Source organism: Inquilinus sp. CAU 1745 (assembly GCF_039839375.1).
Lineage (GTDB): Bacteria > Pseudomonadota > Alphaproteobacteria > DSM-16000 > Inquilinaceae > JBDOQU01.
The window spans coordinates 234,294-257,311 of sequence record NZ_JBDOQU010000005.1 but is presented as its reverse complement, the minus strand read 5'-3'; the positions used below and the strand labels follow the sequence as shown (position 1 = coordinate 257,311).

Here is a 23,018-nt window from a genome sequence, read left to right as displayed (position 1 = left end):
TCTCAGCCGCTGATCCATCACACAGGTCTCTCTCCAGGGCATGGCCGCACCTCCTGCAACCACTCTGAGACCTGTCACCCATGTCGCCGGGCTAAACTGTCACCTATCTATCCGGGTTGGACCCCACCCTCACCCTCTCCCGCGAAGCAGGAGAGGGGAAATTACGATCAAGGTTAGCGCCTATGGGATCAAGTCCGGCATGACGACAATTGCGTTCAGGCGTGGGCGGAGGCCAGGTCGTCCAGGCGGCGGAGCAGGTAGTCGGCGTCTTCCGATCGCATGCTGTCGCACTGGGTGAGGATGCGTTCGATCATCGTGCGGCTGTAGATCTCCCGGTCATAGTCCGCGCCGCCGAAATCGGTCTGCTGCGCGACATCGAGCGCCATCCGGATGGCGCCCTGCAGCGAGGGCGGGAGGCCGGCGCGCGAGCACAGGGACTGGAGCCCCAGCATGCCCGGGTCGTGGATCAGCCGGCGGGCGTTCGGCAGCTTGACCTTCGCCATGGTCGAGATCGCGACCTCGAAGAACAGCACGTCTCCGGCGCAGAGCGCGCGCAGCACCAGCGACGGCGTCAGCCGGCCGTTGGCGTAAAGCTGCCGGGCCAGCCTCTCCACATCGGCCGTCCCCTTGCCTTCGCCGATCAGGTTGACGGTCGCTCTTTCGCGGGCCTTCAGGATCAGTTCGCTGGCCGAATCGATCGTCAGATCATGGTGGGCGACCAGATAGTCGCGCAGATGATCGGACAGCCGCGCGACCAGCCTTTCGGCCACGGCGATCGGCAGCCTGTCGCGCTTGACCAGCGGTTCCTGTATTGCCGGCATGTCGCCGAACCGGTCGACGATGCGGTTGAGTCCCGCTTCGGACAGCGTCGCGCCATTGTTGCCGACAAGCGTTCCGACGACATGGGCGTTGTCGGTTTCGATCAGGGCGTCGGCAAGCTCCGCCGGCACCTCCTTGCGCCGTGCGATGGCGATCTGCCTGGCCTCATGCCCGTTGCGGACCAGATCGACCAGGTCGGGGACGGACAGGAGGTCGGAGAATTCGAGAATCGGCGCGGCGACGCTGTCGATGTCGTTGGCGAGGGTCAGGACAAGGTCCCGCGGCAGGTTCTTAGCGGTCTTCAGATTGGCGGACAGCGCCTCCCGCACCAGCGCGGACGCGTCGCGCACCATGGCGCGGACGATGTCTTCGGCCAGCTTCCGCTCTTCCTGGGACAGGCTTTCCGTGGAGATGTGGGTGGCCACCTTCGCCACGGTCTCCGCGCGGGATTCCGCCGAGGGGTTGGAGACGAGCTTTGCGACGTCGGCGTGGGAAAGGCTCGCGGTCATGAGTCCTCAATCTTAAGGGCACGCCAGCAGGAAACGGCCTCGTCAGGGGCCGCCATGCAGCGTGACGCCGGAGGGGTTAAAGGGTGATTAATCGAACCCGGTTGGAGAGCAATTATCTCTTTTGTTTCTCAAGATGAGCCGGCCGCGCCATTCCTGTGTCGTTCCCCCTGGACCAGCGTCCATTCCACCACCCGGCGCATCGTCTTGCCCAGCGCCTGGTCGAAGGCCGCGATGACGCCTTCGAAGCCCGCGCCGGTCGCCGGCTCCACGAATTCGAAGGTCTCGCTGGCGACGATCTGGCGTTCCGGCATCGTGATCAGCTTGGCGTTGAAGCGGACCCGCGCGCGGGTGCCGGCCCCGTTCCATTCCTCCGCCTGGAATTCGCGGAGGTCGCCGCTCAGCACATAATCCGACCGCAGGCCGATCGCGTCGCGGCTGACGCCGACGATCTTGCCGGAATTCTCGAAGCTTTCGACCAGCAGGCGCTGGACCATCGCCGGTGCCCGGTCGGTCCAGGCGACCGAGGCGTAGTAATCCACCGTCGTCGGCGTTGGGCTGAGCGCGATCCGCACGGTATCGAGCCCCGCCGCCGCCACCGGCGGCTCCACCAGAAGCTGCCAGTCCACCGCCGGCAGGCCGGGGTCGAAGGTGCTCTTGGGCGTCAGCGTGTAGAGCTGGGGCGGCTCCGGCACGATGGAGATGGCGGCGCACCCCGCGGTCGCGCCCGCGGCCAGTCCGGCGGCGGTCATGCGGAGGACCGATCGCCGGCGAAAGAGGATTTGTTGGCTCATTGGGTGGGAACGCCCTGATTCGTGGTTCCGAAAAGGAAGGTGCGCGGATCGCGCTCGATTCGCTCGGCGACCCGCGCCAGCGTGTTGGCGAGGCTTCGCAGCTCCGCGACCATGATGGTGAATTCCACCAGCCCGGTCTGAGAAAATTCCGTCAGCCCCGGCCGGGCCGCGGTGATGACGGCGTCAAGCTGCTCGGCCGCATGGCCGAAGGTCTGCGCCAGCTCGCGATATTCCTGCGTGGTGGCGGAGAAATCGGCCGACGCCTGCGCCACCCCCTCCTCCACCGTCGCCAGGGTCCGGTCCAGATCGTCGCTGATGCGGGCCATGTCGATGCGCAGTTCCTCCACCATCCCGTCGGCGTTCACGATCAGCGCGTCGGCATGCTCAACGCTGTCTGCGAGTGAGGCGGTCAGATCCTGAACGTTGGCGAGAGTCCGGGCGATCATCTGCTGGTTCTCATCCGACATCAGCTCGTTGATCCGGTCCATCACATCGGCGAACTGCTGCATCGTGGCGGGGAAGGTCTCCAGCACCGCCTGGAGCGTCGAGGGCCGCGATTCGATGACGGGGTACTCCTGCCCGTCGCTGGCGACCAGAGGTGCGGCATCTGCCGAACCGCCTGTGATCTGGACGAAGGGAACGCCGGCGATGCCCTGGGTGGCCAGCGACGCCACGCTGTCCTGGCGGATCGGCGTGTCGGGCTGGACCTCGATCATCACGCGAATCTGGCCGATATCCGTGGAATCGAAGCCAAGATCGACCACCTGTCCGACCGGGATGCCGCGCACCTGGACCGTCGAGCCCTGCTGGAGGCCGGTCACGGAGCCGGTGAAATAGATCAGGTAGCGGTCGCCCGGCTCCTCGAAGCTGATGCGGCCGAGCCAGACGACGAACAGCACGAGCCCGGCGATGAGCGCCAGGACGAAGCTGCCGACGGTGATGTAGGAGGCGCGGGTCTCCATCAGTTCCGCTCCTTCCGCTCGGCGGCGGCGTGATCAGCGGCACGGGCGGCGGCGCGGCCGCGGGGGCCGTGGAAATATTCCCTGATCCAGGGATGATCCAGCGCCATCAGATTCTCCATCGTGTCCACGATGATCCTCCGGTCCACCAGCACGGCGATGCGGTCGCAGATAGCGGACAGGCTGTCCAGATCGTGCGTCACCATGCAAACGGTGAGATTAAGGCTGCGTTGCAATCCGGCGATCAACTCGTCGAACGAGGCCGCGCCGATCGGGTCCAGCCCGGCCGTCGGCTCGTCCAGGAAAAGCAGCGCCGGGTCCAGCGCAAGCGCCCGGGCGAGGCCGGCGCGTTTGCGCATGCCGCCGGACAGCTCCGACGGCAGCTTGCCGGCCGCGACCGGCGGCAGGCCCGCCATCGCGATCTTCACCCGCGCGATCTCCGAAATCAGGTCGCGGGGAAGGTCGGTATGTTCCTTCAGCGGCGTCATCACGTTCTCCTCCACCGTCATGGAGGAGAAGAGCGCGCCGTCCTGGAAAAGCACGCCCCAGCGGCTCTGCATCCGCCGCCGCTCCGCCGGCGTCAGCTCGGCCGTGTCCCGGCCGAATATCTCGATCCGGCCGGATGCCGGCTTGTGGAGCCCGATGATCTCCCGCAGCAGCACGGACTTGCCGGTGCCCGACCCGCCGACGATGCCCAGCACCTCCCCGCGGCGCACCGCGAGGTCCAGCCCTTCATGGATCACCTGGGGGCCGAAGCGGGTCGACAGGCCGGTGATGCGGATGACGATCTCCTCGTCCTCCGTCTCCGGCCGGTCCATGATGGCGGTCGCTCCGGTCAAGCCCTCAGACCCCCATCGTCGCGAAGATGATCGAGAAGATCGCGTCCAGCACGATCACCAGAAAGATCGACTGGACGACGGCGGTGGTGGTCAGCCGGCCCACGCTTTCCGCGCTGCCGCCGACCTTCAGCCCCTGATAGCAGCCGACCATGGCGATGGTGAAGGCGAAGACGGGGGCCTTCACCATTCCGATCCAGAACTGCGACAGGTCGACCGCCGACTGTAGCTGACCCATGAATTGCGGGAAGGTGATCCCCAGCGCGGCCCAGCTCATCACCGCGCCGCCGAAGAGGGCGACGATGTCGGCGTAGAAGACCAGGAGCGGCAGCGTAACCATCAGCGCGATGACGCGCGGCAGGGTCAGGATGTCGACGGGGTCCAGTCCCAGGGTCCGCATCGCGTCGACTTCCTGGTTCACCTTCATCGTGCCGATCTGCGCGGTGAAGGCCGAGCCCGACCGGCCGGCGACGATGATCGCCGTTATCAGCGCGCCCAGTTCGCGCAGGACGGAGATGCCCAGCAGGTTCACCACGTATATCTCCGCGCCGAACTGGCGGAGCTGGTCCGCCCCCTGATAGGCCAGCACGACGCCGATCAGGAAGGACAGAAGGCCGACGATCGGCATGGCGGCAAGCCCCGTCGCCTCCATATGGTGGACGATGCTGGTGGCGCGCAGGCGGCGCGGATGGGCGATGGCCCCGCCCAGCCGGATGACCAGCATGCCGAGGAAGTTCAGGAGCGCGAGCGATTCCCGCCCGAAATCGACCGTCGCCCGGCCGACGCCGCCGACGAAGCGGATGACAGGCCCCTCCCCCGGCCCGGACGGCGCGGGGGGCGGCTGGGGCGCGGCCTCATCGACGGCCGCCATCAGCCCGGCAAGGTCGGGCGGCGGGTCGACGATGCTTACCGAAGCGCCGGCCGCCACCAGTCTTTCCCGCGCCCGGTGCAGCAGCCACGCGCCCGCGGTGTCGATCGCCGTGAGGCCGGAAAGGTCCAGCGTGACCTGCTCACCGCCCGTCGCCGGCACGGAATCCAGTTCCGCCTCAAGCCGGGCGGCCGCGCCGATGTCCCAGTCGCCGACGGCGCGGAGCACGGTCCCGTCGCCCGCGCGGTCGACGGTCAGCGTGGCCGCATCCCCCGGCATCGCCGAATTGCCATTTGCGGCTATGACGTTACGATGCGCCACCGACGCTCCCACCTGCTCTCCGGGCCATTTCTGTCACAGCTTTTTCCAACGCGCCGTCACCGGAACCGATCCATGGATTTGAAGTCCCACATCCGCCACGTTCCCGATTTTCCTAAACCGGGAATCCTTTTCTACGACATTTCCACCCTTCTGGCCCACCCGGCGGCGTGGCGGGAGACGGTACGGCGGCTGGCCGAGGCGGTGAAGCCGATGGAGCCGGAGATCCTGGTGGGCATCGAATCCAGGGGCTTCCTGACTGCCGCGCCCCTGGCGCTGGAGCTGGGGCTGGGGTTCGTGATGGCGCGCAAGAAGGGCAAGCTGCCGGGCGAGACCGTCACCCATACCTACGACCTGGAGTACGGATCGGACGCCATCGAGATCCAGGCGGGCGCGGTGAAGAAAGGGCAGAGGGTGGTGGTGCTGGACGATCTGCTGGCGACCGGCGGCACGTTGGCCGCTTCGGTCGACCTGCTGCGCGAGGTCGGGGCCGACGTGCGCGGCGCAGCCTGCATCATCGAACTCTCGTTCCTGAACGGAAGGTCGCGGCTGGACGTGCCGGTCGAGACGCTCATCACCTACGACAGCTAGGAGCCGGCTCCCATGCGCCGCTGGCAGGATCTGACGACGGAGGATTTCGCCGGCCTGGACCCGGAACGGACGGTGGCGGTGCTGCCGGTCGCGGCGATCGAGCAGCATGGACCCCATCTGCCGCTGTCGGTCGATGCCGACATCAATGCCGGAATCATCGACCGCGCCATGGCGCTGGCGGCCGACGACCTGCCCGCCCTTGTCCTGCCGACGCAGGCGATCGGCAGCAGCGGGGAGCATTCCGCCTTCGCGGGCACCCTCTCCCTCCATCCCGGCATATTGGGGGCGGCGCTGGCCATGATCGTGGAAAGCGCGGCCGCGGCGGGGGTGCGGAAATTCCTCTTCTTCAACAGCCATGGCGGCAACCCGCCGGCGCTTGAATCGACCGCGACGGACCTTCGCGCCCGGCGCGGGCTGTTCGTCGCCACCGCCCACTGGTTCGCGGCCGATCTGGCGGAAGGGCTGTTCCCGGCGGAGGAGATAGCGCACGGCATCCATGGCGGCGCGGTCGAAACATCGGTCATGCTGCATCTCCGCCCCGAACTGGTGCGGCGGGACAGGCTGAAGGATTTCCCGTCGCTCGACGCTTCGCTGGCGGCGGAATACCGGCATCTTCGGGCGCTGGGGTCGGTGTCGTTCGGCTGGCAGACCCAGGATCTGAACCCGTCCGGCGCGGTCGGCGACGCTCGCGATTCAGACGAGGAGCGCGGCCGGATGCTGGTCGACCGCGCCGCGCGCCGGCTGATCGAACTGCTGGAGGAGATCGCGCGCTTCCCGCTGTCGGCGCTGAAGTCCTGATCGACGAAGTCGCGAACGGGGATTCCTATGAAATGCGCGCCAGCGCGTCCCTTATCTGCGCGATGTCGTAGGGTTTCTGCAACACGCCCTCGTCGCGGTATCCGTCGATAAGCCCTTCGGACCCGTATCCGCTGGCGAACATGAAAGGGACGCCGCGCTGACGCAGGATGTCGGCGACAGGAAAGGTTTTCGTTCCGGCCAGATTTATATCGAGCACCGCGAAGTCGATGTCCTTTTCGCGGGCAAGTCCGATCGCTTCGCCGATGCGGGTGGCGGGTCCGATCACCTGATATCCCATCTCGCCCAGAAGGGCCTCCAGATGCATGGCGACCAGAAATTCATCCTCGACGATCAGAACCCGTACTGCTCTCCCCTCGGCCACTCGCCCCCCCCCGAATTTCCGACGGGCAAAGGCGCATCGATCGTGCAGACAACACCGGCCGGTTCGTAGGAAACGCGCACCTCGCCGCCAAGTTCCGCCGCCAGCGCCCGTTCGATCAGGCGGGAGCCGAAGCCTTTTCGTTTCGGTTCAACGACCTTCGGTCCCCCGCTCTCCTCCCAGCGCAGCTTCAAACGGGGGGCCTCGCCGTTGCTTTCAATCTTCCAGCGAAGTTCGACCTTGCCGTCCTCGCGGGAGAGCGCGCCGTATTTCGCGGCGTTGGTGGACAGTTCATGCAGAGCCATGGAGATCGCCAGCGCAGAGGCCGGAACGAGTTGAACCGCCGGGCCTTCGATCCGGAAGCGGTCCTCCCCGCCCGAAAGCGGCTCGACCGTATCCGAAACCAGGTCGGCGAGGTTCGCGCCCGTCCAGTTCTCGCGGGTGAGCAGGTCATGCGCCTTCGCCAGGTTGATCAGCCGCGATTCGAACGCCGCGCGCGCATCCTCGATTGTCGCTGCGTGCCCCAGGGTCTGGGAGGCGATGGACTGGATCACCGCCAGCGTATTCTTGACGCGATGGTTGAGTTCGCGGATCAGGATTCTTCGATGTACGTCCGCGCGCCGCCGTTCGGTCATGTCGCGCGCGATCTTCGACGCGCCGACGATTTTGCCGTTGGCATCCCTCAGCGGCGATATGGTCAAGGAAACCCAGATCTGGCTCCCGTCCTTGCGCAGCCGGATGGTCTCATAATGTTCGATGTGTTCGCCCCGGCGAATACGATCGAGGATATGAGTTTCCTCGTCATGGCGATCGGGCGGAATCAGGGTGAGGATGGATTTGCCGACGATCTCTTGGCCTTTATAGCCGAACAGCCGCTCGGCGCCTCTGTTCCAACTGGCGATAACGCCTTCGAGGTTCTTGCTGACGATGGCGTCGTCGGAAGATTCCACGATCGCCGCGAGACGACTGCTCAGCCGTTGCTCGCTTTGCCGAAGCGCGGCTTCGGCCTTCCTGCGCTCGGTAATGTCCTCGATGGCGAGCAGTATCAGAATCTCGCGCCCGCCTCCACGAACGAGCTTCGTGGCGTTGAGCAGCATGCAGCGGTCGCCGATATCATGAAAGTCATGCTCGACCTCGAAATCGGCGATGGTCTGGTTCTTCGAGAGCACTTCGTCCAGCAGTCCTCGCAGTGCCGGAATGTCCCACTGTCCATTGCCGAGTTCATAGACAAGCCGGCCTTCGGTTGCCTGCCGGCCGACATGAAACTGCCTATAGAAGGCGCGATTGGCCGATTGGACGCGCAGATGCCCGTCCAGAACCAGCAAGGGCTGCCGGATCGTCTCGACGATGGCTTCCGACAGGATGCGCGCCTCGTCCGCCATTTGTGTGATGTCGCCCGCCGACGCGCCGATGCCGACGGCCTGAACCGACGCCGGCCGCACGATGTCCGGGTCGCGCGGTTTGGTTTCGATCCCGCGCTTCGGCGATGACGCCTCTGTCGAGCGGTTTTTCATAGCGCGAATCCGGCGTCCTGTCGCAGTGAGCTTCTTCACATCGACCGAAGCCCGACCAGCGACAGCGCAACATTGGCAGGCCGATCCGATCCACGCGTACGAATTCCCACTCTACGACCGATCCGAGCCGCATTGAAGTTTCCCAAATGAGGCATAGCAGGTCAGTCCGCCTCCGCCGGCCGGACGCGCAGTTCGCCCGCCGCTTGGCGCAGCACCTGGACGGCCGCCGTCAGCGCCAGGGTCGCCATGACCGAAGCGACCAGAAGGTCGGGCCAGGCGCTGCCGGTGGCGAACACGCCCGACGCGGCGATGACGACGGCCAGATTGCCGATGGCGTCGTTACGGCTGCACAGCCAGACCGACCGGCGGTTGCTGTCGCCGCCGCGGAAGCGGAAGAGCATCACCGCCACGCCGACGTTGGCGGCGAAGGCTAGGACGCCGACAATTCCCATGATCCCGGCTTCCGGCACGCCGCCGGACGTCAATCCGTGCGCCGTTGCGGCGATCACCCAGATGCCGAACGCGCCCATGGACAGCCCCTTGGCCATGCCGGCCGCCGCGCGCCAGCGCAGCGACATTCCCAGCACGAAGAGGCTGATGGCGTAGTTGGCGGCGTCGCCCAGGAAATCCAGCGCGTCGGCCTGGAGGGCGACCGATCCGGCGGCAAGGCCGGCCGCAAGTTCCGTCCCGAACATGGCGGCGTTGATCGCCAGCGCGGCCCAGAGGACGCGTCGATAATTGCGATCGGCGTCCCCCGCCGGGGGCTCGACATGATGGCAGCAATGGGTTCCCACGACAGAACATCCTCGCGATTCCGGAGCGTTGGAGGCAGGATGGACCCTGTAGCCGCTACAGGGTCAACGGGGAAATTCAATGGCCGGAGAGGAAGCTGTCTTCAGCATCGGCGCGCTGGCGAAGGCGACGGGCTGCAAGGTCGAAACCATCAGATATTACGAACGCATCGGCCTGCTGCCCGCGCCGGCGCGCACCGGTTCGGGCTACCGCGCCTACAGCCCGGCGCACCGCGACCGGCTGAGCTTCATTCGCCGCAGCCGCGATCTGGGCTTCCCGCTGGAGGATATCCGCGAGATGCTGCGCCTGTCCGACGACCGGGAGCGCCCCTGCGCGGAGATCGACGAGATCGCGCGCGGTCATCTGGGCGAGGTGAAGCGCAAGATCGCCGATCTGAAGGCGCTGGGGGCGGAGCTGGACAGCATGATCTCCCAATGCCGGCACGGCGCGGTGTCGGACTGCGGGATCATCGGCGCGCTGTCGCCCGAGGCCGGCGGGCGACGGGGCCGGTCTCAACTCGGAAATAGCCCATAAAAAACAAAGTCATGCTGGACTTGATCCAGCATCCATGCGGTGTCGGCAGCGGGCGAAGTCGCACCCGGTCCTTCGCCATCAGCGAAGCGGCGAGGGCCTATGGATTCCGGATCAAGTCCGGAATGACCTAAGGGAGAAGCTCTCGCCCCTATCCCTCATGGTGAGCCCGTCGAACCATGTGTGCCCCGCACCTTTCGACAGGCTCAAGGTGAGGAATCCTTCCGGAAGTCCGCCGCCGGTGAAGCGGCCATGGCCCATGGATTCCGGATCAAGTCCGGAATGGCCAACAAAACAATGTCATGCTGGACTTGATCCAGCATCCATGTGGCGTCGATGCCGGGTTGGACCGCGCCCGGTTCTTCGCCAACGGTGACGCGGCCATGGCCCATGGATTCCCGATCAGGTCGGGAATGACCAACAGGGGGACCCCACGCAACCCTGCGGCATGTCGGGCGTTTGAGTTCCCAGCGTTGATTCCCTCCGGCGTTTGGTTCAGAAGACCGGCATGTCGCAAAAGAAGCCTTCCGCACTCGATACGGTGATCGTCCCGATAAACCGGGCCGGCTATCCGTTCATCGCCGTCTTCTTCCTGGTCGCCGTGCTGCTGGGCACCTTCTGGGAGCCGCTGTTCTGGCTGGGCCTGCTGGCGACCGGGTGGTGCGTCTATTTCTTCCGCGATCCGGACCGGGTGACGCCGACACGGCCGGGCCTGATCGTCTCCCCCGCCGACGGCACCGTGCAGATGATCGAACCCGCCGTGCCGCCGGCCGAGCTGGGGCTGGGCGACGCGGAGCTGATGCGGGTCAGCGTCTTCCTGAACGTCTTCGACGTGCATGTGAACCGCGTTCCGGCCTATGGCGTGATCGACAAGGTCTCCTACCGGCCCGGCAAGTTCTTCAACGCCAGCCTGGACAAGGCGAGCGAGTTCAACGAGCGGTCGTCGGTCGCCATGACGCTGCCGGAGGGCAAGCGCATCGTCTTCGTGCAGATCGCGGGGCTGGTCGCCCGGCGCATCATCAACGAGCTGCGGGAAGGCCAGAGCGTCGTCGCCGGGGAGCGGTTCGGGCTGATCCGGTTCGGCAGCCGGCTGGACGTCTACCTGCCGGACGGCGCGGCGCCGATGGTGATCGTGGGCCAGAAGACGGTCGCCGGCGAAACCGTGCTGGCCGATCTTGAGAGCGCGGAGCCGACGAGGCTGGGGGCCGCGCGCTGATGCAGGAGCCACGCCGCCGTCGTCGTCCCCGGCTCAGAGGCCTGTCGATCAACCGGCTGCTGCCCAACCTGCTGACGATCTTCGCGCTGGTGTCGGGCCTGACATCGATCAGGTTCGCGATCCAGGACCGGTGGGAACTGGCGGTGATCGCGATCCTGGTCGCGGCCATACTTGACGTGATGGATGGCGGGCTGGCGCGGCTTCTGAAGGCGTCCTCGCCGCTGGGCGCGCAGTTGGACAGCCTGTCGGACTTCGTCTGCTTCGGCGTCGCGCCGGCGCTGCTGCTTTATCTCTGGACGGGAGAGAACGCCGGAAGCCTGGGCTGGCTGGTGACGCTGGCCTTCGCCATCTGCGCGGCCATGCGGCTGGCCCGCTTCAACGTCGCCAAGGAAGCCGACGACAAGCCGGCGTGGGCGGCGACCTATTTCACCGGCGTCCCCTCCCCCGCCGGCGCCGGGCTGGCGCTGCTGCCGATGATGATCGACTTCCAGACCGGCCCCGGCATCAGCGGCTATCCCGTGCTGGTCGCCCTGTGGACGGTCGTGGTCGGCCTGCTGATGGTGTCGAACCTGTCGACCTTCTCCCTGAAGAAGGTGCGCATCCCGGAACGCCATCTGATCTTCGTCATGGTCGGGCTGGGCCTCCTGATCGCGGCCCTGTTCAGCGCGCCCTGGCAGACCCTGACGATCCTGGCGCTGCTTTATCTCTGCACCCTGCCGATCAGCCAGTTGCGCTATCAGCGCCAGATGCGGGAGACGGCGGAGAAGGGCGCGATCCAGCCCGATGCGCTGAACGAGGCGATCCTGGACGAGATCGAGGATGAGGACGGCGAGGACGAGCCCCCGCCGCCCGCCGACTCCCCTTCCCCGCCGCGCTGATTGTTTCCGACTGACCGGAGGATTCAAAGCCCATGACTTCCCCCTGGTGGCGCGGCGCAATCATCTATCAGGTCTATCCCCGCAGCTTCCTGGACACCGATGGCGACGGCATCGGCGATCTTGCCGGAATCGTCGAGAAGATGGGCTATATCGCGTCGCTGGGCGTGGACGCGCTGTGGGTTTCGCCCTTCTTCAAATCGCCGATGAAGGATTACGGCTACGACGTCTCCGACTATCGGGCGGTCGATCCGATGTTCGGCCAGGATTCCGACGCCGACCGGCTGATCGAGGCGGCGCACGACCATGGTCTGAAGCTGATCATCGACATGGTGCTGGCCCATTCGTCGGACCGGCACGCCTGGTTCGAGGAAAGCCGCGTGAGCCGGGACAATTCGAAGGCCGACTGGTATGTCTGGGCGGACCCGAAGCCGGACGGCACACCGCCCAACAACTGGCTGTCGGTGTTCGGCGGCCCGGCCTGGCAGTGGGAATCCCGGCGGCGGCAGTACTATCTGCGCCATTTCCTCAAGAGCCAGCCGAACCTGAACTGGCACAATCCGGAAGTCGTCAGGGCGATGATGGGCGAGGTCCGGTTCTGGCTGGACCGCGGGGTCGACGGGCTGCGGCTGGACGCCATCACGACCATGGTCCACGACCAGGCGCTGCGCGACAACCCGCCCCTTCCGGCGGGCGGCCAGTCCGACGTGGCCGGCACGCCCGACAACCCCTTCACTTACCAAGAGCATCGCCACAGCCGCGACCGGCCGGAGATCATGGAGCGGTTTGCGGAGCTGCGGAGCCTGGTCGATCGCTATCCCGACAGGTTCCTGATGGGCGAGATCGCGGATGTCGACACGATCGCCGTCTCAGCCAAATACACGAAGGGCAGCGGCGCGCTGCACAGCTGCTACAATTTCCAGTTCACGCATGAAGCGTTCGACCGGGCGCACCTGACCTCCGTCGTCTCCCGCACCGAGCACGCGCTGGAGGATGGCTGGATCACCTATGCCTTCGGCAATCATGACGTGATGCGGGCGGTCAGCCGCTGGCGCCGGCTGACGCCCTTGGCCAGCGACGACCGGGCGCTGGCAAAGCTGCTGATGGCCTGCCTCTTCTCCCTGCGCGGCGGGGCCTGCCTCTATCAGGGGGAGGAACTTGGGCTGACGGAAGCCGACATCGCGTTCGAGGATCTGCGCGACCCCTGGGGGATCGAGTTCTGGCCCCGCTTCAAGGGCCGGGACGGCTGCCGGACGCCGATGCCCTGGCAATCGGACGCGCCGGCCGGCGGGTTCACCGAAGGGACGCCCTGGCTGCCCCTTGCCGAGGACCATCGGCCGCTGGCGGTGGACCGGCAGGAGGCGGACGCGGAATCGCCGCTGAATTTCTGCCGCCGCTTCCTGGCCTGGCGCAAGGCCCGACCGGCGTTGCTGGCGGGCGACATCGCGATCCTGGAGACGACCGACCCGGTCTTCGCCTTCGAACGGTCGCGGGAGGATGAACGGCTGGTCTGCGCCTTCAACATCGCCAATGCCGAGACGACGATCGAGGCCGGCGACTGGACGCCCCTGCCCGCCCCCGGCATCGCCTCGACCCTGCGGGACGGCCGCCTGACCCTGCCGCCCTTCGGGACGTTCTTCGGGAGGGTGGGGGATTTATCGTCAGCAGTATCGCTTCTCGATAAAGGTATAGAAAAGGTATGATTTCGGGGCCATAATCATCCATATGGAGTTCGATTTTGATGTCGCCAAAAGCGCGTCGAACAAGGCCAAGCACGGCATCGATTTCGAAGAGGCTCAGACCCTTTGGGACGATCCTGACTTGCTGGAAGCCCCGGCTCGCACTGACGACGAACCACGTTTCCTCGTGATTGGCCTGATCGACGGTAAGCACTGGTCTGCCGTCTGCACCTGGCGAAGGAACCGTCTGCGGATTATCTCAGTTCGACGCGCCAGAAAGCGGGAGATAGAGCATTATGAAGGCAGTTGATTTCGACCGAAAATTCGACAAGGGCGAGGATATGAGCGATCAGGTGGACTGGTCGAAGGCGCGCCGACCCAATATCACGACGAAGCGGGTCAATGTGGATTTCCCCGCATGGGTGGTGACCGGTCTTGATCGGCAGGCACAACGGCTCGGCGTCACGCGACAGGCGCTCATCAAGCTCTGGATCGCGGAGCGCCTGGATTAACGGCCTCAGGTTTCATCCCTGCGCCCATCCCTTGCGGCGGCAGCCTCTCGCCCCCATAATCAATCCTAGTCGTCAACAACGGAAAGGAGGTGATCCAGTGTCTGATTGTCGAGAGCCGCGGCCGTCGGTCGCCGTGACCTGGGTCTCCACCTCTATCGGGACCCGCGCCGCGTGACGCGACGCATCGCGGTCCGCCAAGGGCCGCGGTTGGACAAGGGAAGGGCCGCTCCGCATGGGGCGGCCCTTCTTCTTTTCTTCTATAAAAAGATGGGGATGACGGGGATAAGCTATACCAGCTACCAACAGCCAGTTGAACTGATTGGGGTCAAAACATGTCGCGGACAACGGAAGAGTGGGCAACCGATAACAGCCTAGGTAGTCGTCTTGAAGGTGCTGTCGCGGCCCTCGCCATTAGTGGGGCTCCAATGAAAGAACGTATTAAAGAAGCTTATTCATGCGTCCATTGCCTTCGGATAGATGATTTCCCAGAGCAATATCAAGCTGATGCCGAAACCGTCCTGAACGTCATTGAGAAGGTTGAGAGAATCGAGAGCCGCAATCTCACCTATTTCAATTATGGATCGCTTTCCACTTCAGAAAAGAAGAAGTGGGCCGCAGCAGTTATGAAGTTGTTTAAAGTCTGGAATAGGCACCATGGTCATCACAGACCCGAAGAAGCACCACTACATAGTTATGCGTAAGGAAACCGTAGCTTCCGTGCTTTCTGCCGCAAATCATCGAATCATAAATCGAACAATCATCGAATTTCCTGGCATTGCGGCCAACACCGCCCTATATGAACGCTTGTGAGTTTCATTGAGGGACGCGAGTCGTCCCATATCCGGCGGCGCGAACGGTGCCGCACCACCCTCGGCGACATGACCGTGGAAGCCAGGAGACGCACCCCCGAGGGGATGCGCCCGGACACGCCTGCGCCGACAATCAAGAGCAGGAATGAAAGCAGACATCACGGGCCGCCATGAAGCGCCCGAAACGACGGTTCGCCGCGCCAGGAACGGCCGCGCGGGCCGCCAAACCCCCGCCATCATCACGGCCGGGAGCCCCATCAAACCGAAGAATGACGAGATCCTGATCCTGCCGCTGGGCGGCTGCGGGGCCATCGGCATGAACATGACGCTCTACGGCCATGACGGAAAATGGCTGATCGTCGATGCCGGCGTCGCCTTCGTGGACCAGAAGCTGCATCCCGGCGTCAACGCCGTGATGGCCGACCCCGAATTCATCGAGGAACGGCTGCAGGATGTGGTCGGGCTGGTGGTGACCCACGCCCACGAGGACCATATCGGCGCGATCCATCATCTGTGGCCCCGGATCGACTGCCCCATCTACGCCACCCCCTTCGCGGCGACGCTGCTGCGCGGCCGGTTCCGGGAAACCCGGAAGCTGGACTGGGTGACGCTGCGGGAGATGGAGATCGGCGGGGAAACCCGGATCGGCCCCTTCACCGTGGGCGCGATCGAGGTGACCCATTCGATCCCCGAGCCGATGGCGCTGTCGATCCGGACAAAGGCCGGCACGGTCCTGCACACCGGCGACTTCAAGTTCGACGACGATCCGCAGATCGGCAACGGTCCGGACCGGGCGGCGCTGAGGCGGCTGGGCGACAAGGGCGTCCTCGCCATGGTCTGCGACAGCACCAACGCGCTGACGGAGGGGCGCTCGGGATCCGAGGCCAGCGCCAGGGACGGGCTGCGGGCCGCCATCGCGTCGCGCAAGGGGATGGTCGCCATCGCCTGCTTCGCCTCCAACGTCGCGCGCCTGAAATCGATCGCGCAGGCGGCGAAGGCGACGGGGCGCAAGGTCGTCCTCTCGGGCCGTTCGCTGTGGCGGATGGAGGAAGCGGCGCGCGCCAACGGGCTGCTGAAGGGCGTGCCCGGCTTCCTCAACGACGAAGACGCCAAGAGGCTGAAACGGTCGGAGATCCTGCTGGTCTGCACCGGAACGCAGGGGGAGGAACGCTCCGCCATGTCGCGTCTCGCCCATGGTGCGCACCGGACGCTCGACATCCAGCACGGCGACACCGTCATCTTCTCCGCCCGCGAAATCCCCGGCAACGAGCAGGAGATCGCGGAGGTCCAGGATCATCTGCGCCGCCGAGGCGCGGAGATCGTCACGCCCAAGGAAGCCCCGGTCCATGTGTCCGGCCACCCGAAGCGGGACGAGCTGCGGGAGATGTACGCGCTGGTCCGGCCCAAAATCGCCATCCCTGTCCATGGCACGCCGGAGCTGATGAAGGTCCATGGCGCGCTGGCCCGCGCCAGCGGCGCGCGGCAGGCCTGGATTCCCCATGACGGGCTGATGATGCGCATCGCCGACGGGCGCATCGGGACCATGGGAATCATGGAGACGGCGCTTCTGGCCGACAGCGACAAGGGGCTGGTGCCCTGGCCGAAGGCGCTGATGGCGCCGAAGACCGCGCCTTCCCCCGACGCCGGCCGGACGGAGGATGCCGGCACGGTCGTCGCCGGGACGAAGGCGGCGCCGAAGAAGGCGTCCCGCAACCGCCGCCGCTCCGCCGCGCGCCGTCGCGGCCGGTCGGATGAACGGGCGGCGTCGGCTTCCGCCAGGGCGTGAGGCGAATCTAGAGGCTGACGGCCGCCGGTGCTTCGGATGGCCGGCCGGCCCGCCGCGCCCGACCGGGCGATTGGCCGGTCACCCGCTTGTAGGCGCGGGCGAAGGCGGCCTGGGAGCCGTAGCCGAGGCGTCTGGCGACCGTGTCGATCGCCATCCGGTCGCGGCCGATCCATTGGGCGGCGAGGCGCATGCGCAAGACGGCCACGTAGCGCAGGGGCGTCATGCCGGTCGCCGTCACAAACCGTTCGGCGAAGACGGATCGCGAACGCCCCATCTCCGCCGCCATTTCCGACACCGTCCAGTCGCGGCCCGGATCGCGGTGCAGCGCCGCCAGGACACGGCCGAGCTGAGGGTCGCGCAGCGCCTCCACCCAGCCCGCCGCGTTTCCGCAGCCGCATTCCACCCAGCCCCTGACGATGGTCGCGGCGACGACATCCGCCAGCCGCGCCAGTATGCCGGCCGAGCCCGCGCGCTCCGCCGCCATCTCCCGTTCCATCGCCGCCAGCAGCGTCATGATCTCCGGCTCCCGGCCCAAGAGCGCGCCGACGGACATCACCCGTGGCATAAGGCCGACCAGCGGGTGAAGGGTGTCCAGCTCGAACTGCATCCGGCCGGTGAAGATCAGCGCGTCGCCGGTGCGGGACGTCTGTTCGGGATAATCGCTGACGGCGCAGACATTCGTGCAGAGCGGCACCGCCTCCAGGCTGCCAACGGGACGCACCGGGACGCCGGGAGCCGAAACCAGCGAATGATCGTCGCCGCGCGGCAGCAGGACGGCGTCGCCGCAACACAGTTCCCTCCCCTCGCCCCCCGGCTCCTGAAGATGGACCGCTCCGGCTGCGACGAAATGGAAGCGCGCTTCCGCGGCCGCCGGGAAGCGGATGCCGAAGGGCGGGGCCATGCGGAGCTTGCCGTAGCTTGCGCCGCGAAGGCGCATGCCCATCAGCAGCGTGCTGACAGGATCGCCAGCGTTGGCTCCGTTGATGTGCGTTTCGGAGTTTCGATCAATCATTCCGGAGAAGATGGCATGGATCGTCCGGAATCGCCACCCATCTGCAAGCATCCCTATTCGACACCAAAGGATACCCCCGAGAATGCAAGACGCTCTTGAAACGGAGGGAGGCCGCGTTTCAGAGGCCGCGCCCGCCTGGGGAGCCGTGGTCGCCATGGGCCTCGGCGTGTTCGGGCTGGTCGGCGCGGAATTCCTGCCGGCCAGCCTGCTGACGCCCATGGCGGCGGAGCTGGGCGTGACGGAGGGGATGGCCGGACAGGCGGTGACCGCCACCGCGGCGGTCGCGCTTGTCACCAGCCTGCTGATCGCCACCATCACAAGGCGCATCGACCGCCGCTACGTGCTGCTGGGCTTTTCGGTCCTGCTCATCCTGTCGAACCTGCTGGTGGCGGCGGCCCCGAACCTGCCGCTTCTGCTGGCCGGGCGCATCCTGCTGGGCGTCGCGCTGGGCGGGTTCTGGACCCTTTCGGCGGCGACGGTGATGCGCCTGGTGCCCGAACGCAACGTGCCGCGCGCGCTGTCGATCATGCTGTCCGGCGTTTCGGCCGCCACGATCTTCGCCGCCCCGGTGGGCAGCTATCTGGGCGACCTGGCCGGATGGCGCACAGTCTTCCTGGCGGCGGCCGGGCTGGGCGTGCTGACGCTGATCGTCCAGTTCGCCACCCTGCCCTCGCTGCCGCCGAGGGGCCGGGCGCGGCTCGGCTCCCTGGTCGAGGTGCTGTCCCGCCGGGCCGTGGGATACGCGATGCTGGCGATCCTCATGGTCTTCACCGGCCATTTCGCCTTCTTCACCTACATAAGGCCGTTCCTGGAGACTGTGACCGGCGTCGGGGTGACGGGCGTCTCCACCATCCTTCTGGGCTTCGGAATAGCGAACCTGCTGGGCAACTATCTGGGCGGGTTCCTGCTGGAACGGTCGTTGAGGCTGACGCTCGCGATCATGCCGCTCATCATGGGCACGCTGGCGCTGGCGCTCTCCGCCATCGGCGGAACCCTCTTCCTGGACGCGGCCATGGTGGTGGCCTGGGGCCTGGCCTTCGGCGCGGTGCCGGTCGGCTGGTCCACCTGGATCACGCGCGCCGTGCCCGATGAAGCCGAAAGCGCGGGCGGCCTTCTGGTGGCGGCGATCAACCTCGCCATCGCCACCGGCGCGGCCGTGGGCGGCCTGATCTTCGACGCAAGCGGCGTCGGGACCGTTTTCCTGGCCAGCGGCATCGTGCTCATCGCCGCGACGCTGGCGATCCTCGGCCGGGTGCAGACGAAGGCTCTCGCCGCCAAGGCGGCCTGAGACGGGCCATCCTCACGGCATGAGCACCTCAAGGTAGGGCGACGGCGGCGCTTCGCCGTCGCCCGCCGGCTGGGGCTCCCCCTCGAAGGGCGCGGGCGTCATGCTCTTCAGGAAGCCGGCGATCGCATAGGCGTCGTCGTCGGTCAGCGCGGCATAGGCGTGCGACGGCATGATCGGCGCCAGGATGCGGCCGTCCGGCCGCTCCCCCGTCCGCAGGGCCAGCACGATGTCGTCCGCGCTCCAGTCGCCGAGACCGGTTTCAGGGTCGGGAGTCAGGTTCGGCGGGTAGAAGTAGCCCAGCCCCGGCAGGTGGAATCCCACCTCGGAGCCGGCCAGATAGAGGTCCGGATCGGGTTTCCCCGTCATCACCCCTCTGGTGTGGCAGCCGCCGCAATCCATGATTGTCACGAGATAGCGCCCGCGCTCCAGCGCATTCTCCTGCGCCGAGACCGGAACCGCGATCAACATAGGCATGAGCGCAACGAACCCCGTCCCGGCAAGCTTTCCCAGTCGCATCCTTCTCTCCCTCGAAAGCGGCAGCGTTGATCCACCGTGACGGGAGATATTGTCGGTTCATTTCCCCGAAGCGCAATTACGCCTCCGGATTATTGCGCGGATGGCAACGTTAACGACTCTGAAATGTATGTTCTAATACAACCAAAGGATGTTTTGTTAGCCACGTCGGGGGACGGGAGATGCTCGGCAATTCTTCATCGCAGGAATTGAAGGCGAAGCTGGCGGCGCTGGATCGGTCGCAGGCGATCATCGAGTTCACGCTGGACGGCCGGATCCTCACCGCCAACCAGCAGTTCCTGGACGCTGTGGGATACAAGCTGGCCGAGATAAAGGGCCGGCATCACAGCATGTTCGTGGAGCCGGGGGTCAAGGAAAGCGCCGAATACAAGGAATTCTGGTCGGCGCTGGGACGCGGCGAGTATCAGAGCGCGGAATACAAGCGCATCGGGAAGAACGGCAAGCCGATCTGGATCCGGGCGTCATACAACCCCATCCTCGACCGCAGGGGCCGGCCCTGCAAGGTCATCAAGTTCGCCAGCGACGTGACCGCCGGCAAGCTGACGGCGGCCGACCATGAGGGCCAGATCGAGGCCATAAGCAAGTCCCAGGCGGTGATCCATTTCAACCTGGACGGCACGATCATCACCGCCAACGAGAACTTCCTGAACGCCGTCGGCTACAGGCTGGACGAAATCCAGAACCGCCATCACAGCATGTTCGTGGAGGAAGCCGACCGGACGAGCGCGGAATACGCTGCATTCTGGGAGGCGCTGGGACGCGGGGAATACCAGGCGGCGGAATACAGGCGGGTCGGCAAGAACGGCAGGGAGATCTGGATCCAGGCGTCCTACAACCCGATCCTCGACCCCTCCGGCGTTCCGTTCAAGGTGGTGAAATTCGCGACCGACGTGACCGCCCAGGTCCGCGAGCGGATGAACCGGGAGAAGGCGGGGCGAAGCGTCGGCGTCAGTCTGGAGGAGATCACCCAGGCCGTCTCCCGGGCCAACGAACAGGCGGCCGGCGCGGCCTCCGCTTCGGTGCAGACATCCTCAAAGGTCCAGGCGGTCGCGTCGGGAGCAGAGGAACTGGCCGCCTCCGTCGCGGAGATCAGCCGCCAGACGGTCGACGCTTCCCGCATCTCCAGCCAGGGCGTGGAGGAAGCCGGCCGGACCAGCGAAATCGTCGGCGGGCTGGTGGAGGCGACCAACCGGATCGGCGACGTGGTCAAGCTGATCAGCGACATCGCCAACCAGACCAACCTGCTGGCGCTGAACGCCACGATCGAGGCGGCGCGGGCAGGGGAAGCCGGAAAAGGCTTCGCGGTCGTGGCCAGCGAGGTCAAGAGCCTCGCCACCCAGACCGCCAAGGCGACGGAGGAGATATCCGGCCAGATCGGCCAGGTCCAGAGCGCGACCGACGGCGCGGCGACGGCCATCGGCGCGATCAGCGAGACGATCAGGAAGATCAACGAGATCTCCACGATCATCGCCAACGCCGCGGAGGAACAGAACACCGTCACGCGGGAGATGTCGGCCAACATGCAGACCGCCGCGGAAGGTGTGAACGTCATCAGCCACGGCATGAAGGAGATCGCCGAGGCGACCCGCGCGGCCGATTCCTCGCTGCTGAAGGTGAAGGAGGCGTCCGGGGCGCTGACGGGCTGAGCCAACTGGCGGACGTGACTGCGCCCGGTTCTTCATCGCCCGTGCGACGTTGTCGGCCCATGGATTCTGGCCTTTGCCAGAATGACCAATTTGGGGTGGGGCCGGAACCAACTCCCTCTCACCCAGCCCTCTCCCACGAGGGGAGAGGGCTAACAACGATCAGAACCTCTCTATGACGGTGATGCCCGCGCCCGCATAGCGGTCCATGGCGGCGAGCGCATCGCCCGCCTCTTCCAGCGCGATCGTCCGCGTGACCAGCCGCGCCGGGTCCAGCCGCCCGGCCTCGATCATGCCCAGCAGCGCCGGGAACCGGCCGGCGGGGATGCCGCGCGTCCCCATGATCGCGATCTGCCGGGAATAGACCAGTTTCAGCAGCGGGATCGACGGTTCGGCGTGGCGGCCCAGCGGCATCCCGATCTGGACGTGGCGGCCGGTCTTGCGCAGCCCCCGGATGGAGTTGTGAAACGTCTCCGTGACGCCCAGCGCATCGATCGAGACATGGGCGCCGCCGCCCGTCAAATCCCGCACCGCCTGCCCTACATCCTGCCCCGGCTCCACCTTCAGCGTCTCCGTCGCGCCCAGCGACCGGGCCATCGCCAGCGGTTTGTCATTGACGTCGATCGCCAGGATCCGCGCGCCCACGGCCGCGCCGATCATGACGGCCGACAACCCGACGCCGCCGCAGCCATGGATCGCCAGCCATTCGCCGGGCTGGAGGCGCGCGCGGTCTATCAGGCCGCGAAAGGCGGTCGTGACCCTGCATCCCATGCCGGCCGCTTCCACGAAGCCGATCGTTTCGGGCAGGCGGACCAGATTGAAATCGGCCGAGGGGACGGCGAGCCGTTCGGCGAACGCGCCCCAGCCGGAGAACCCCAGCACATGCTGGTCGGCGCAGATGGTGGCGTCGCCGCCAAGGCAATCCGGGCAATGGCCGCAGCCGAGGATGAAGGGCGCGGTGACCCTGTCGCCGGGCCTGAAACGCCGGCATGCAGCGCCCACGCTCTCCACCAATCCGGCGAACTCATGGCCAGGCACATGGGGGGCGGATACGTCGGGATCGGCGCCCTTCCAGGCGTGCCAGTCCGACCGGCAGACGCCACAGGCCATCACGCGCACGACGACGCCGTTCTCCGGGCAGGCCGGATCGGCGGTCTCCCGGACCTCCAGGGTTTCGCCGAACCGGTCGTAGATCGCCGCTTTCATGTCCCGTCCCGCTCCGTTCTCATCGCCTCTCCCGCCTTATAGCGCGAACGCAGCGATCGGGCGCAAGCATCGCGCCAAAGCGGCTGGACGCAGGCGGGCGGCTGTGCTTGGTTCGCCGCTTCCTCAGCCAACACGCAAGGGGATTTTCGCCATCATGCGCCGTCTGCTTACTTTGATCGGGAGTCTCGTTCTCGCCATGTCGCTTTCCACCGCCGCCACCGCGCAGGATCTGGAGAACCAGATCTATCTGGACACGGTCTATGGCCGCGTCGTCATCCAGCTCCGGCCCGACCTGGCGCCGCTTCATGTCGAGCGGATCAAGGAGCTGACCCGCGCCGGCTTCTATGACGGGGTGGTGTTCCACCGCGTGATCGACGGCTTCATGGCCCAGACCGGCGACCCGACCGGCACCGGCACCGGCGGATCGGACCTGCCCGACCTGCCGGCCGAATTCTCCAGCGAACCGTTCGTCCGCGGCACCGTCGGCATGGCCCGGACCGCCGATCCGGACAGCGCCAACAGCCAGTTCTTCATCATGTTCGACGAAGGCTCGTTCCTGAACGGCCAGTACACCGTCTGGGGTCAGGTGATCGAGGGCATGGAGTTCGTCGACCGCCTCCAGCGCGGCGAACCGCCCCGCACGCCGGACCGGATCGTCCGCATGCAGGTTGCGGCGGACGCGGAGTAAGGGAAGAACCAACGCCCCCTCACCCAACCCTCTCCCACGAGGGAGAGGGCTAACAACTTACCCTC

At 66.2% G+C, this 23,018-nt stretch carries 24 protein-coding genes; 13 read left to right on the top strand and 11 right to left on the bottom strand.

Annotation, left to right across the window (positions count from 1 at the left end):
• Positions 1-215: 215 nt before the first annotated feature.
• The 5 genes from AAFN89_RS08885 to AAFN89_RS08865 form a co-directional block, all read right to left on the bottom strand.
• Positions 216-1,328, bottom strand: coding sequence for a DUF2336 domain-containing protein (locus tag AAFN89_RS08885; RefSeq protein ID WP_347538132.1), 1,113 nt, complete (start codon positions 1,326-1,328; stop codon positions 216-218).
• A 128-nt stretch (positions 1,329-1,456) separates the two neighbouring features.
• A complete protein-coding gene (locus tag AAFN89_RS08880; RefSeq protein ID WP_347538129.1) occupies positions 1,457-2,077 on the bottom strand; it encodes an ABC-type transport auxiliary lipoprotein family protein in 621 nt (206 codons plus the stop codon).
• 38 nt (positions 2,078-2,115) lie between these two features.
• Positions 2,116-3,081, bottom strand: a complete 966-nt coding sequence (locus tag AAFN89_RS08875; RefSeq protein WP_347538127.1) for an MlaD family protein — start codon at positions 3,079-3,081, stop codon at positions 2,116-2,118.
• On the bottom strand, positions 3,081-3,896 hold the full coding sequence (locus AAFN89_RS08870) for an ATP-binding cassette domain-containing protein (RefSeq protein ID WP_347538140.1): 816 nt from the start codon (positions 3,894-3,896) through the stop codon (positions 3,081-3,083). The genes AAFN89_RS08875 and AAFN89_RS08870 overlap by 1 nt, the downstream gene beginning before the upstream one ends.
• A 25-nt stretch (positions 3,897-3,921) precedes the next feature.
• The gene (locus tag AAFN89_RS08865; RefSeq protein WP_347538125.1) at positions 3,922-5,061 is read right to left on the bottom strand and encodes an MlaE family lipid ABC transporter permease subunit; all 1,140 of its coding nucleotides are present in this window, start codon (positions 5,059-5,061) and stop codon (positions 3,922-3,924) included.
• A 114-nt stretch (positions 5,062-5,175) separates the two neighbouring features.
• Here AAFN89_RS08865 and AAFN89_RS08860 point away from each other — a divergent pair, with 114 nt between their 5' ends.
• On the top strand, positions 5,176-5,691 hold the full coding sequence (locus AAFN89_RS08860) for an adenine phosphoribosyltransferase (RefSeq protein ID WP_347538123.1): 516 nt from the start codon (positions 5,176-5,178) through the stop codon (positions 5,689-5,691).
• Positions 5,692-5,703: 12 nt separating this feature from the next.
• A complete protein-coding gene (locus AAFN89_RS08855) occupies positions 5,704-6,489 on the top strand; it encodes a creatininase family protein (RefSeq protein ID WP_347538121.1) in 786 nt (261 codons plus the stop codon).
• 25 nt (positions 6,490-6,514) lie between these two features.
• On the opposite strand, the gene AAFN89_RS08850 is transcribed toward AAFN89_RS08855, so the two are convergent.
• From AAFN89_RS08850 to AAFN89_RS08840, 3 genes are all read right to left on the bottom strand, one after another.
• Positions 6,515-6,871: a response regulator gene (locus AAFN89_RS08850; RefSeq protein WP_347538119.1), complete on the bottom strand. Its 357-nt coding sequence runs from the start codon at positions 6,869-6,871 to the stop codon at positions 6,515-6,517.
• Complete coding sequence (locus AAFN89_RS08845) at positions 6,841-8,382, bottom strand: PAS domain S-box protein (protein ID WP_347538117.1); 1,542 nt, start codon at positions 8,380-8,382, stop codon at positions 6,841-6,843. The genes AAFN89_RS08850 and AAFN89_RS08845 overlap by 31 nt, the downstream gene beginning before the upstream one ends.
• Positions 8,383-8,543: 161 nt before the next feature.
• On the bottom strand, positions 8,544-9,176 hold the full coding sequence (locus AAFN89_RS08840) for a cation transporter (protein WP_347538115.1): 633 nt from the start codon (positions 9,174-9,176) through the stop codon (positions 8,544-8,546).
• A gap of 79 nt (positions 9,177-9,255) precedes the next feature.
• Here AAFN89_RS08840 and AAFN89_RS08835 point away from each other — a divergent pair, with 79 nt between their 5' ends.
• From AAFN89_RS08835 to AAFN89_RS08800, 8 genes are all read left to right on the top strand, one after another.
• Positions 9,256-9,708, top strand: a complete 453-nt coding sequence (locus tag AAFN89_RS08835; RefSeq protein WP_347538112.1) for a helix-turn-helix domain-containing protein — start codon at positions 9,256-9,258, stop codon at positions 9,706-9,708.
• Between the two features lie 505 nt (positions 9,709-10,213).
• Positions 10,214-10,921 (top strand): phosphatidylserine decarboxylase, encoded by a 708-nt coding sequence (locus AAFN89_RS08830; RefSeq protein WP_347538110.1) that lies wholly within the window; start codon positions 10,214-10,216, stop codon positions 10,919-10,921.
• Positions 10,921-11,799, top strand: coding sequence for a CDP-diacylglycerol--serine O-phosphatidyltransferase (gene pssA, locus AAFN89_RS08825; protein WP_347538107.1), 879 nt, complete (start codon positions 10,921-10,923; stop codon positions 11,797-11,799). Before AAFN89_RS08830 ends, pssA begins: the two co-directional genes overlap by 1 nt.
• A 32-nt stretch (positions 11,800-11,831) precedes the next feature.
• The gene (locus AAFN89_RS08820; RefSeq protein WP_347538105.1) at positions 11,832-13,499 is read left to right on the top strand and encodes an alpha-glucosidase; all 1,668 of its coding nucleotides are present in this window, start codon (positions 11,832-11,834) and stop codon (positions 13,497-13,499) included.
• A gap of 22 nt (positions 13,500-13,521) precedes the next feature.
• A complete protein-coding gene (locus AAFN89_RS08815) occupies positions 13,522-13,785 on the top strand; it encodes a BrnT family toxin (protein ID WP_347538103.1) in 264 nt (87 codons plus the stop codon).
• Positions 13,772-13,987: a CopG family transcriptional regulator gene (locus AAFN89_RS08810; protein ID WP_347538101.1), complete on the top strand. Its 216-nt coding sequence runs from the start codon at positions 13,772-13,774 to the stop codon at positions 13,985-13,987. The genes AAFN89_RS08815 and AAFN89_RS08810 overlap by 14 nt, the downstream gene beginning before the upstream one ends.
• 332 nt (positions 13,988-14,319) lie before the next feature.
• The gene (locus tag AAFN89_RS08805; protein WP_347538099.1) at positions 14,320-14,688 is read left to right on the top strand and encodes a hypothetical protein; all 369 of its coding nucleotides are present in this window, start codon (positions 14,320-14,322) and stop codon (positions 14,686-14,688) included.
• Positions 14,689-14,941: 253 nt separating this feature from the next.
• Positions 14,942-16,582 (top strand): ribonuclease J, encoded by a 1,641-nt coding sequence (locus AAFN89_RS08800; protein ID WP_347538097.1) that lies wholly within the window; start codon positions 14,942-14,944, stop codon positions 16,580-16,582.
• Between the two features lie 7 nt (positions 16,583-16,589).
• Here AAFN89_RS08800 and AAFN89_RS08795 read toward each other — a convergent pair whose 3' ends face one another.
• Positions 16,590-17,594: an AraC family transcriptional regulator gene (locus tag AAFN89_RS08795; protein WP_347538095.1), complete on the bottom strand. Its 1,005-nt coding sequence runs from the start codon at positions 17,592-17,594 to the stop codon at positions 16,590-16,592.
• Between the two features lie 82 nt (positions 17,595-17,676).
• Between AAFN89_RS08795 and AAFN89_RS08790 the strand changes: the two genes are divergently transcribed.
• Entirely contained in the window at positions 17,677-18,882 is a 1,206-nt protein-coding gene (locus AAFN89_RS08790; protein ID WP_347538093.1) for an MFS transporter, read from the top strand.
• Between the two features lie 12 nt (positions 18,883-18,894).
• Here AAFN89_RS08790 and AAFN89_RS08785 read toward each other — a convergent pair whose 3' ends face one another.
• The gene (locus tag AAFN89_RS08785) at positions 18,895-19,356 is read right to left on the bottom strand and encodes a c-type cytochrome (RefSeq protein ID WP_347538090.1); all 462 of its coding nucleotides are present in this window, start codon (positions 19,354-19,356) and stop codon (positions 18,895-18,897) included.
• A gap of 221 nt (positions 19,357-19,577) precedes the next feature.
• Here AAFN89_RS08785 and AAFN89_RS08780 point away from each other — a divergent pair, with 221 nt between their 5' ends.
• The gene (locus tag AAFN89_RS08780; RefSeq protein ID WP_347538088.1) at positions 19,578-21,062 is read left to right on the top strand and encodes a PAS domain-containing methyl-accepting chemotaxis protein; all 1,485 of its coding nucleotides are present in this window, start codon (positions 19,578-19,580) and stop codon (positions 21,060-21,062) included.
• Positions 21,063-21,221: 159 nt separating this feature from the next.
• On the opposite strand, the gene AAFN89_RS08775 is transcribed toward AAFN89_RS08780, so the two are convergent.
• Positions 21,222-22,265 carry a zinc-dependent alcohol dehydrogenase family protein gene (locus AAFN89_RS08775; protein WP_347538085.1) on the bottom strand — a complete coding sequence of 348 codons (1,044 nt, stop codon included), beginning with the start codon at positions 22,263-22,265 and terminating at the stop codon, positions 21,222-21,224.
• 154 nt (positions 22,266-22,419) lie between these two features.
• On the opposite strand from AAFN89_RS08775, the gene AAFN89_RS08770 reads away from it, so the two are divergent.
• Positions 22,420-22,953 carry a peptidylprolyl isomerase gene (locus AAFN89_RS08770; protein ID WP_347538083.1) on the top strand — a complete coding sequence of 178 codons (534 nt, stop codon included), beginning with the start codon at positions 22,420-22,422 and terminating at the stop codon, positions 22,951-22,953.
• Positions 22,954-23,018: the final 65 nt, after the last annotated feature.

Coding starts and splice junctions, on each gene's coding strand:
- AAFN89_RS08880 (WP_347538129.1), bottom strand. CDS start 2,077: ATGACCGCCGCCGGACTGGCCGCGGGCGCGACCGCGGGGTGCGCCGCC.
- AAFN89_RS08785 (WP_347538090.1), bottom strand. CDS start 19,356: ATGCCTATGTTGATCGCGGTTCCGGTCTCGGCGCAGGAGAATGCGCTG.
- AAFN89_RS08820 (WP_347538105.1), top strand. CDS start 11,832: ATGACTTCCCCCTGGTGGCGCGGCGCAATCATCTATCAGGTCTATCCC.
- AAFN89_RS08770 (WP_347538083.1), top strand. CDS start 22,420: ATGCGCCGTCTGCTTACTTTGATCGGGAGTCTCGTTCTCGCCATGTCG.
- AAFN89_RS08870 (WP_347538140.1), bottom strand. CDS start 3,896: ATGGACCGGCCGGAGACGGAGGACGAGGAGATCGTCATCCGCATCACC.
- AAFN89_RS08775 (WP_347538085.1), bottom strand. CDS start 22,265: ATGAAAGCGGCGATCTACGACCGGTTCGGCGAAACCCTGGAGGTCCGG.
- AAFN89_RS08865 (WP_347538125.1), bottom strand. CDS start 5,061: ATGCCGGGGGATGCGGCCACGCTGACCGTCGACCGCGCGGGCGACGGG.
- AAFN89_RS08790 (WP_347538093.1), top strand. CDS start 17,677: ATGCAAGACGCTCTTGAAACGGAGGGAGGCCGCGTTTCAGAGGCCGCG.
- AAFN89_RS08800 (WP_347538097.1), top strand. CDS start 14,942: ATGAAAGCAGACATCACGGGCCGCCATGAAGCGCCCGAAACGACGGTT.
- AAFN89_RS08885 (WP_347538132.1), bottom strand. CDS start 1,328: ATGACCGCGAGCCTTTCCCACGCCGACGTCGCAAAGCTCGTCTCCAAC.
- AAFN89_RS08815 (WP_347538103.1), top strand. CDS start 13,522: ATGGAGTTCGATTTTGATGTCGCCAAAAGCGCGTCGAACAAGGCCAAG.
- AAFN89_RS08805 (WP_347538099.1), top strand. CDS start 14,320: ATGTCGCGGACAACGGAAGAGTGGGCAACCGATAACAGCCTAGGTAGT.
- pssA (WP_347538107.1), top strand. CDS start 10,921: ATGCAGGAGCCACGCCGCCGTCGTCGTCCCCGGCTCAGAGGCCTGTCG.
- AAFN89_RS08855 (WP_347538121.1), top strand. CDS start 5,704: ATGCGCCGCTGGCAGGATCTGACGACGGAGGATTTCGCCGGCCTGGAC.
- AAFN89_RS08835 (WP_347538112.1), top strand. CDS start 9,256: ATGGCCGGAGAGGAAGCTGTCTTCAGCATCGGCGCGCTGGCGAAGGCG.
- AAFN89_RS08845 (WP_347538117.1), bottom strand. CDS start 8,382: ATGAAAAACCGCTCGACAGAGGCGTCATCGCCGAAGCGCGGGATCGAA.
- AAFN89_RS08830 (WP_347538110.1), top strand. CDS start 10,214: ATGTCGCAAAAGAAGCCTTCCGCACTCGATACGGTGATCGTCCCGATA.
- AAFN89_RS08780 (WP_347538088.1), top strand. CDS start 19,578: ATGCTCGGCAATTCTTCATCGCAGGAATTGAAGGCGAAGCTGGCGGCG.
- AAFN89_RS08810 (WP_347538101.1), top strand. CDS start 13,772: ATGAAGGCAGTTGATTTCGACCGAAAATTCGACAAGGGCGAGGATATG.
- AAFN89_RS08860 (WP_347538123.1), top strand. CDS start 5,176: ATGGATTTGAAGTCCCACATCCGCCACGTTCCCGATTTTCCTAAACCG.
- AAFN89_RS08875 (WP_347538127.1), bottom strand. CDS start 3,081: ATGGAGACCCGCGCCTCCTACATCACCGTCGGCAGCTTCGTCCTGGCG.
- AAFN89_RS08795 (WP_347538095.1), bottom strand. CDS start 17,594: ATGATTGATCGAAACTCCGAAACGCACATCAACGGAGCCAACGCTGGC.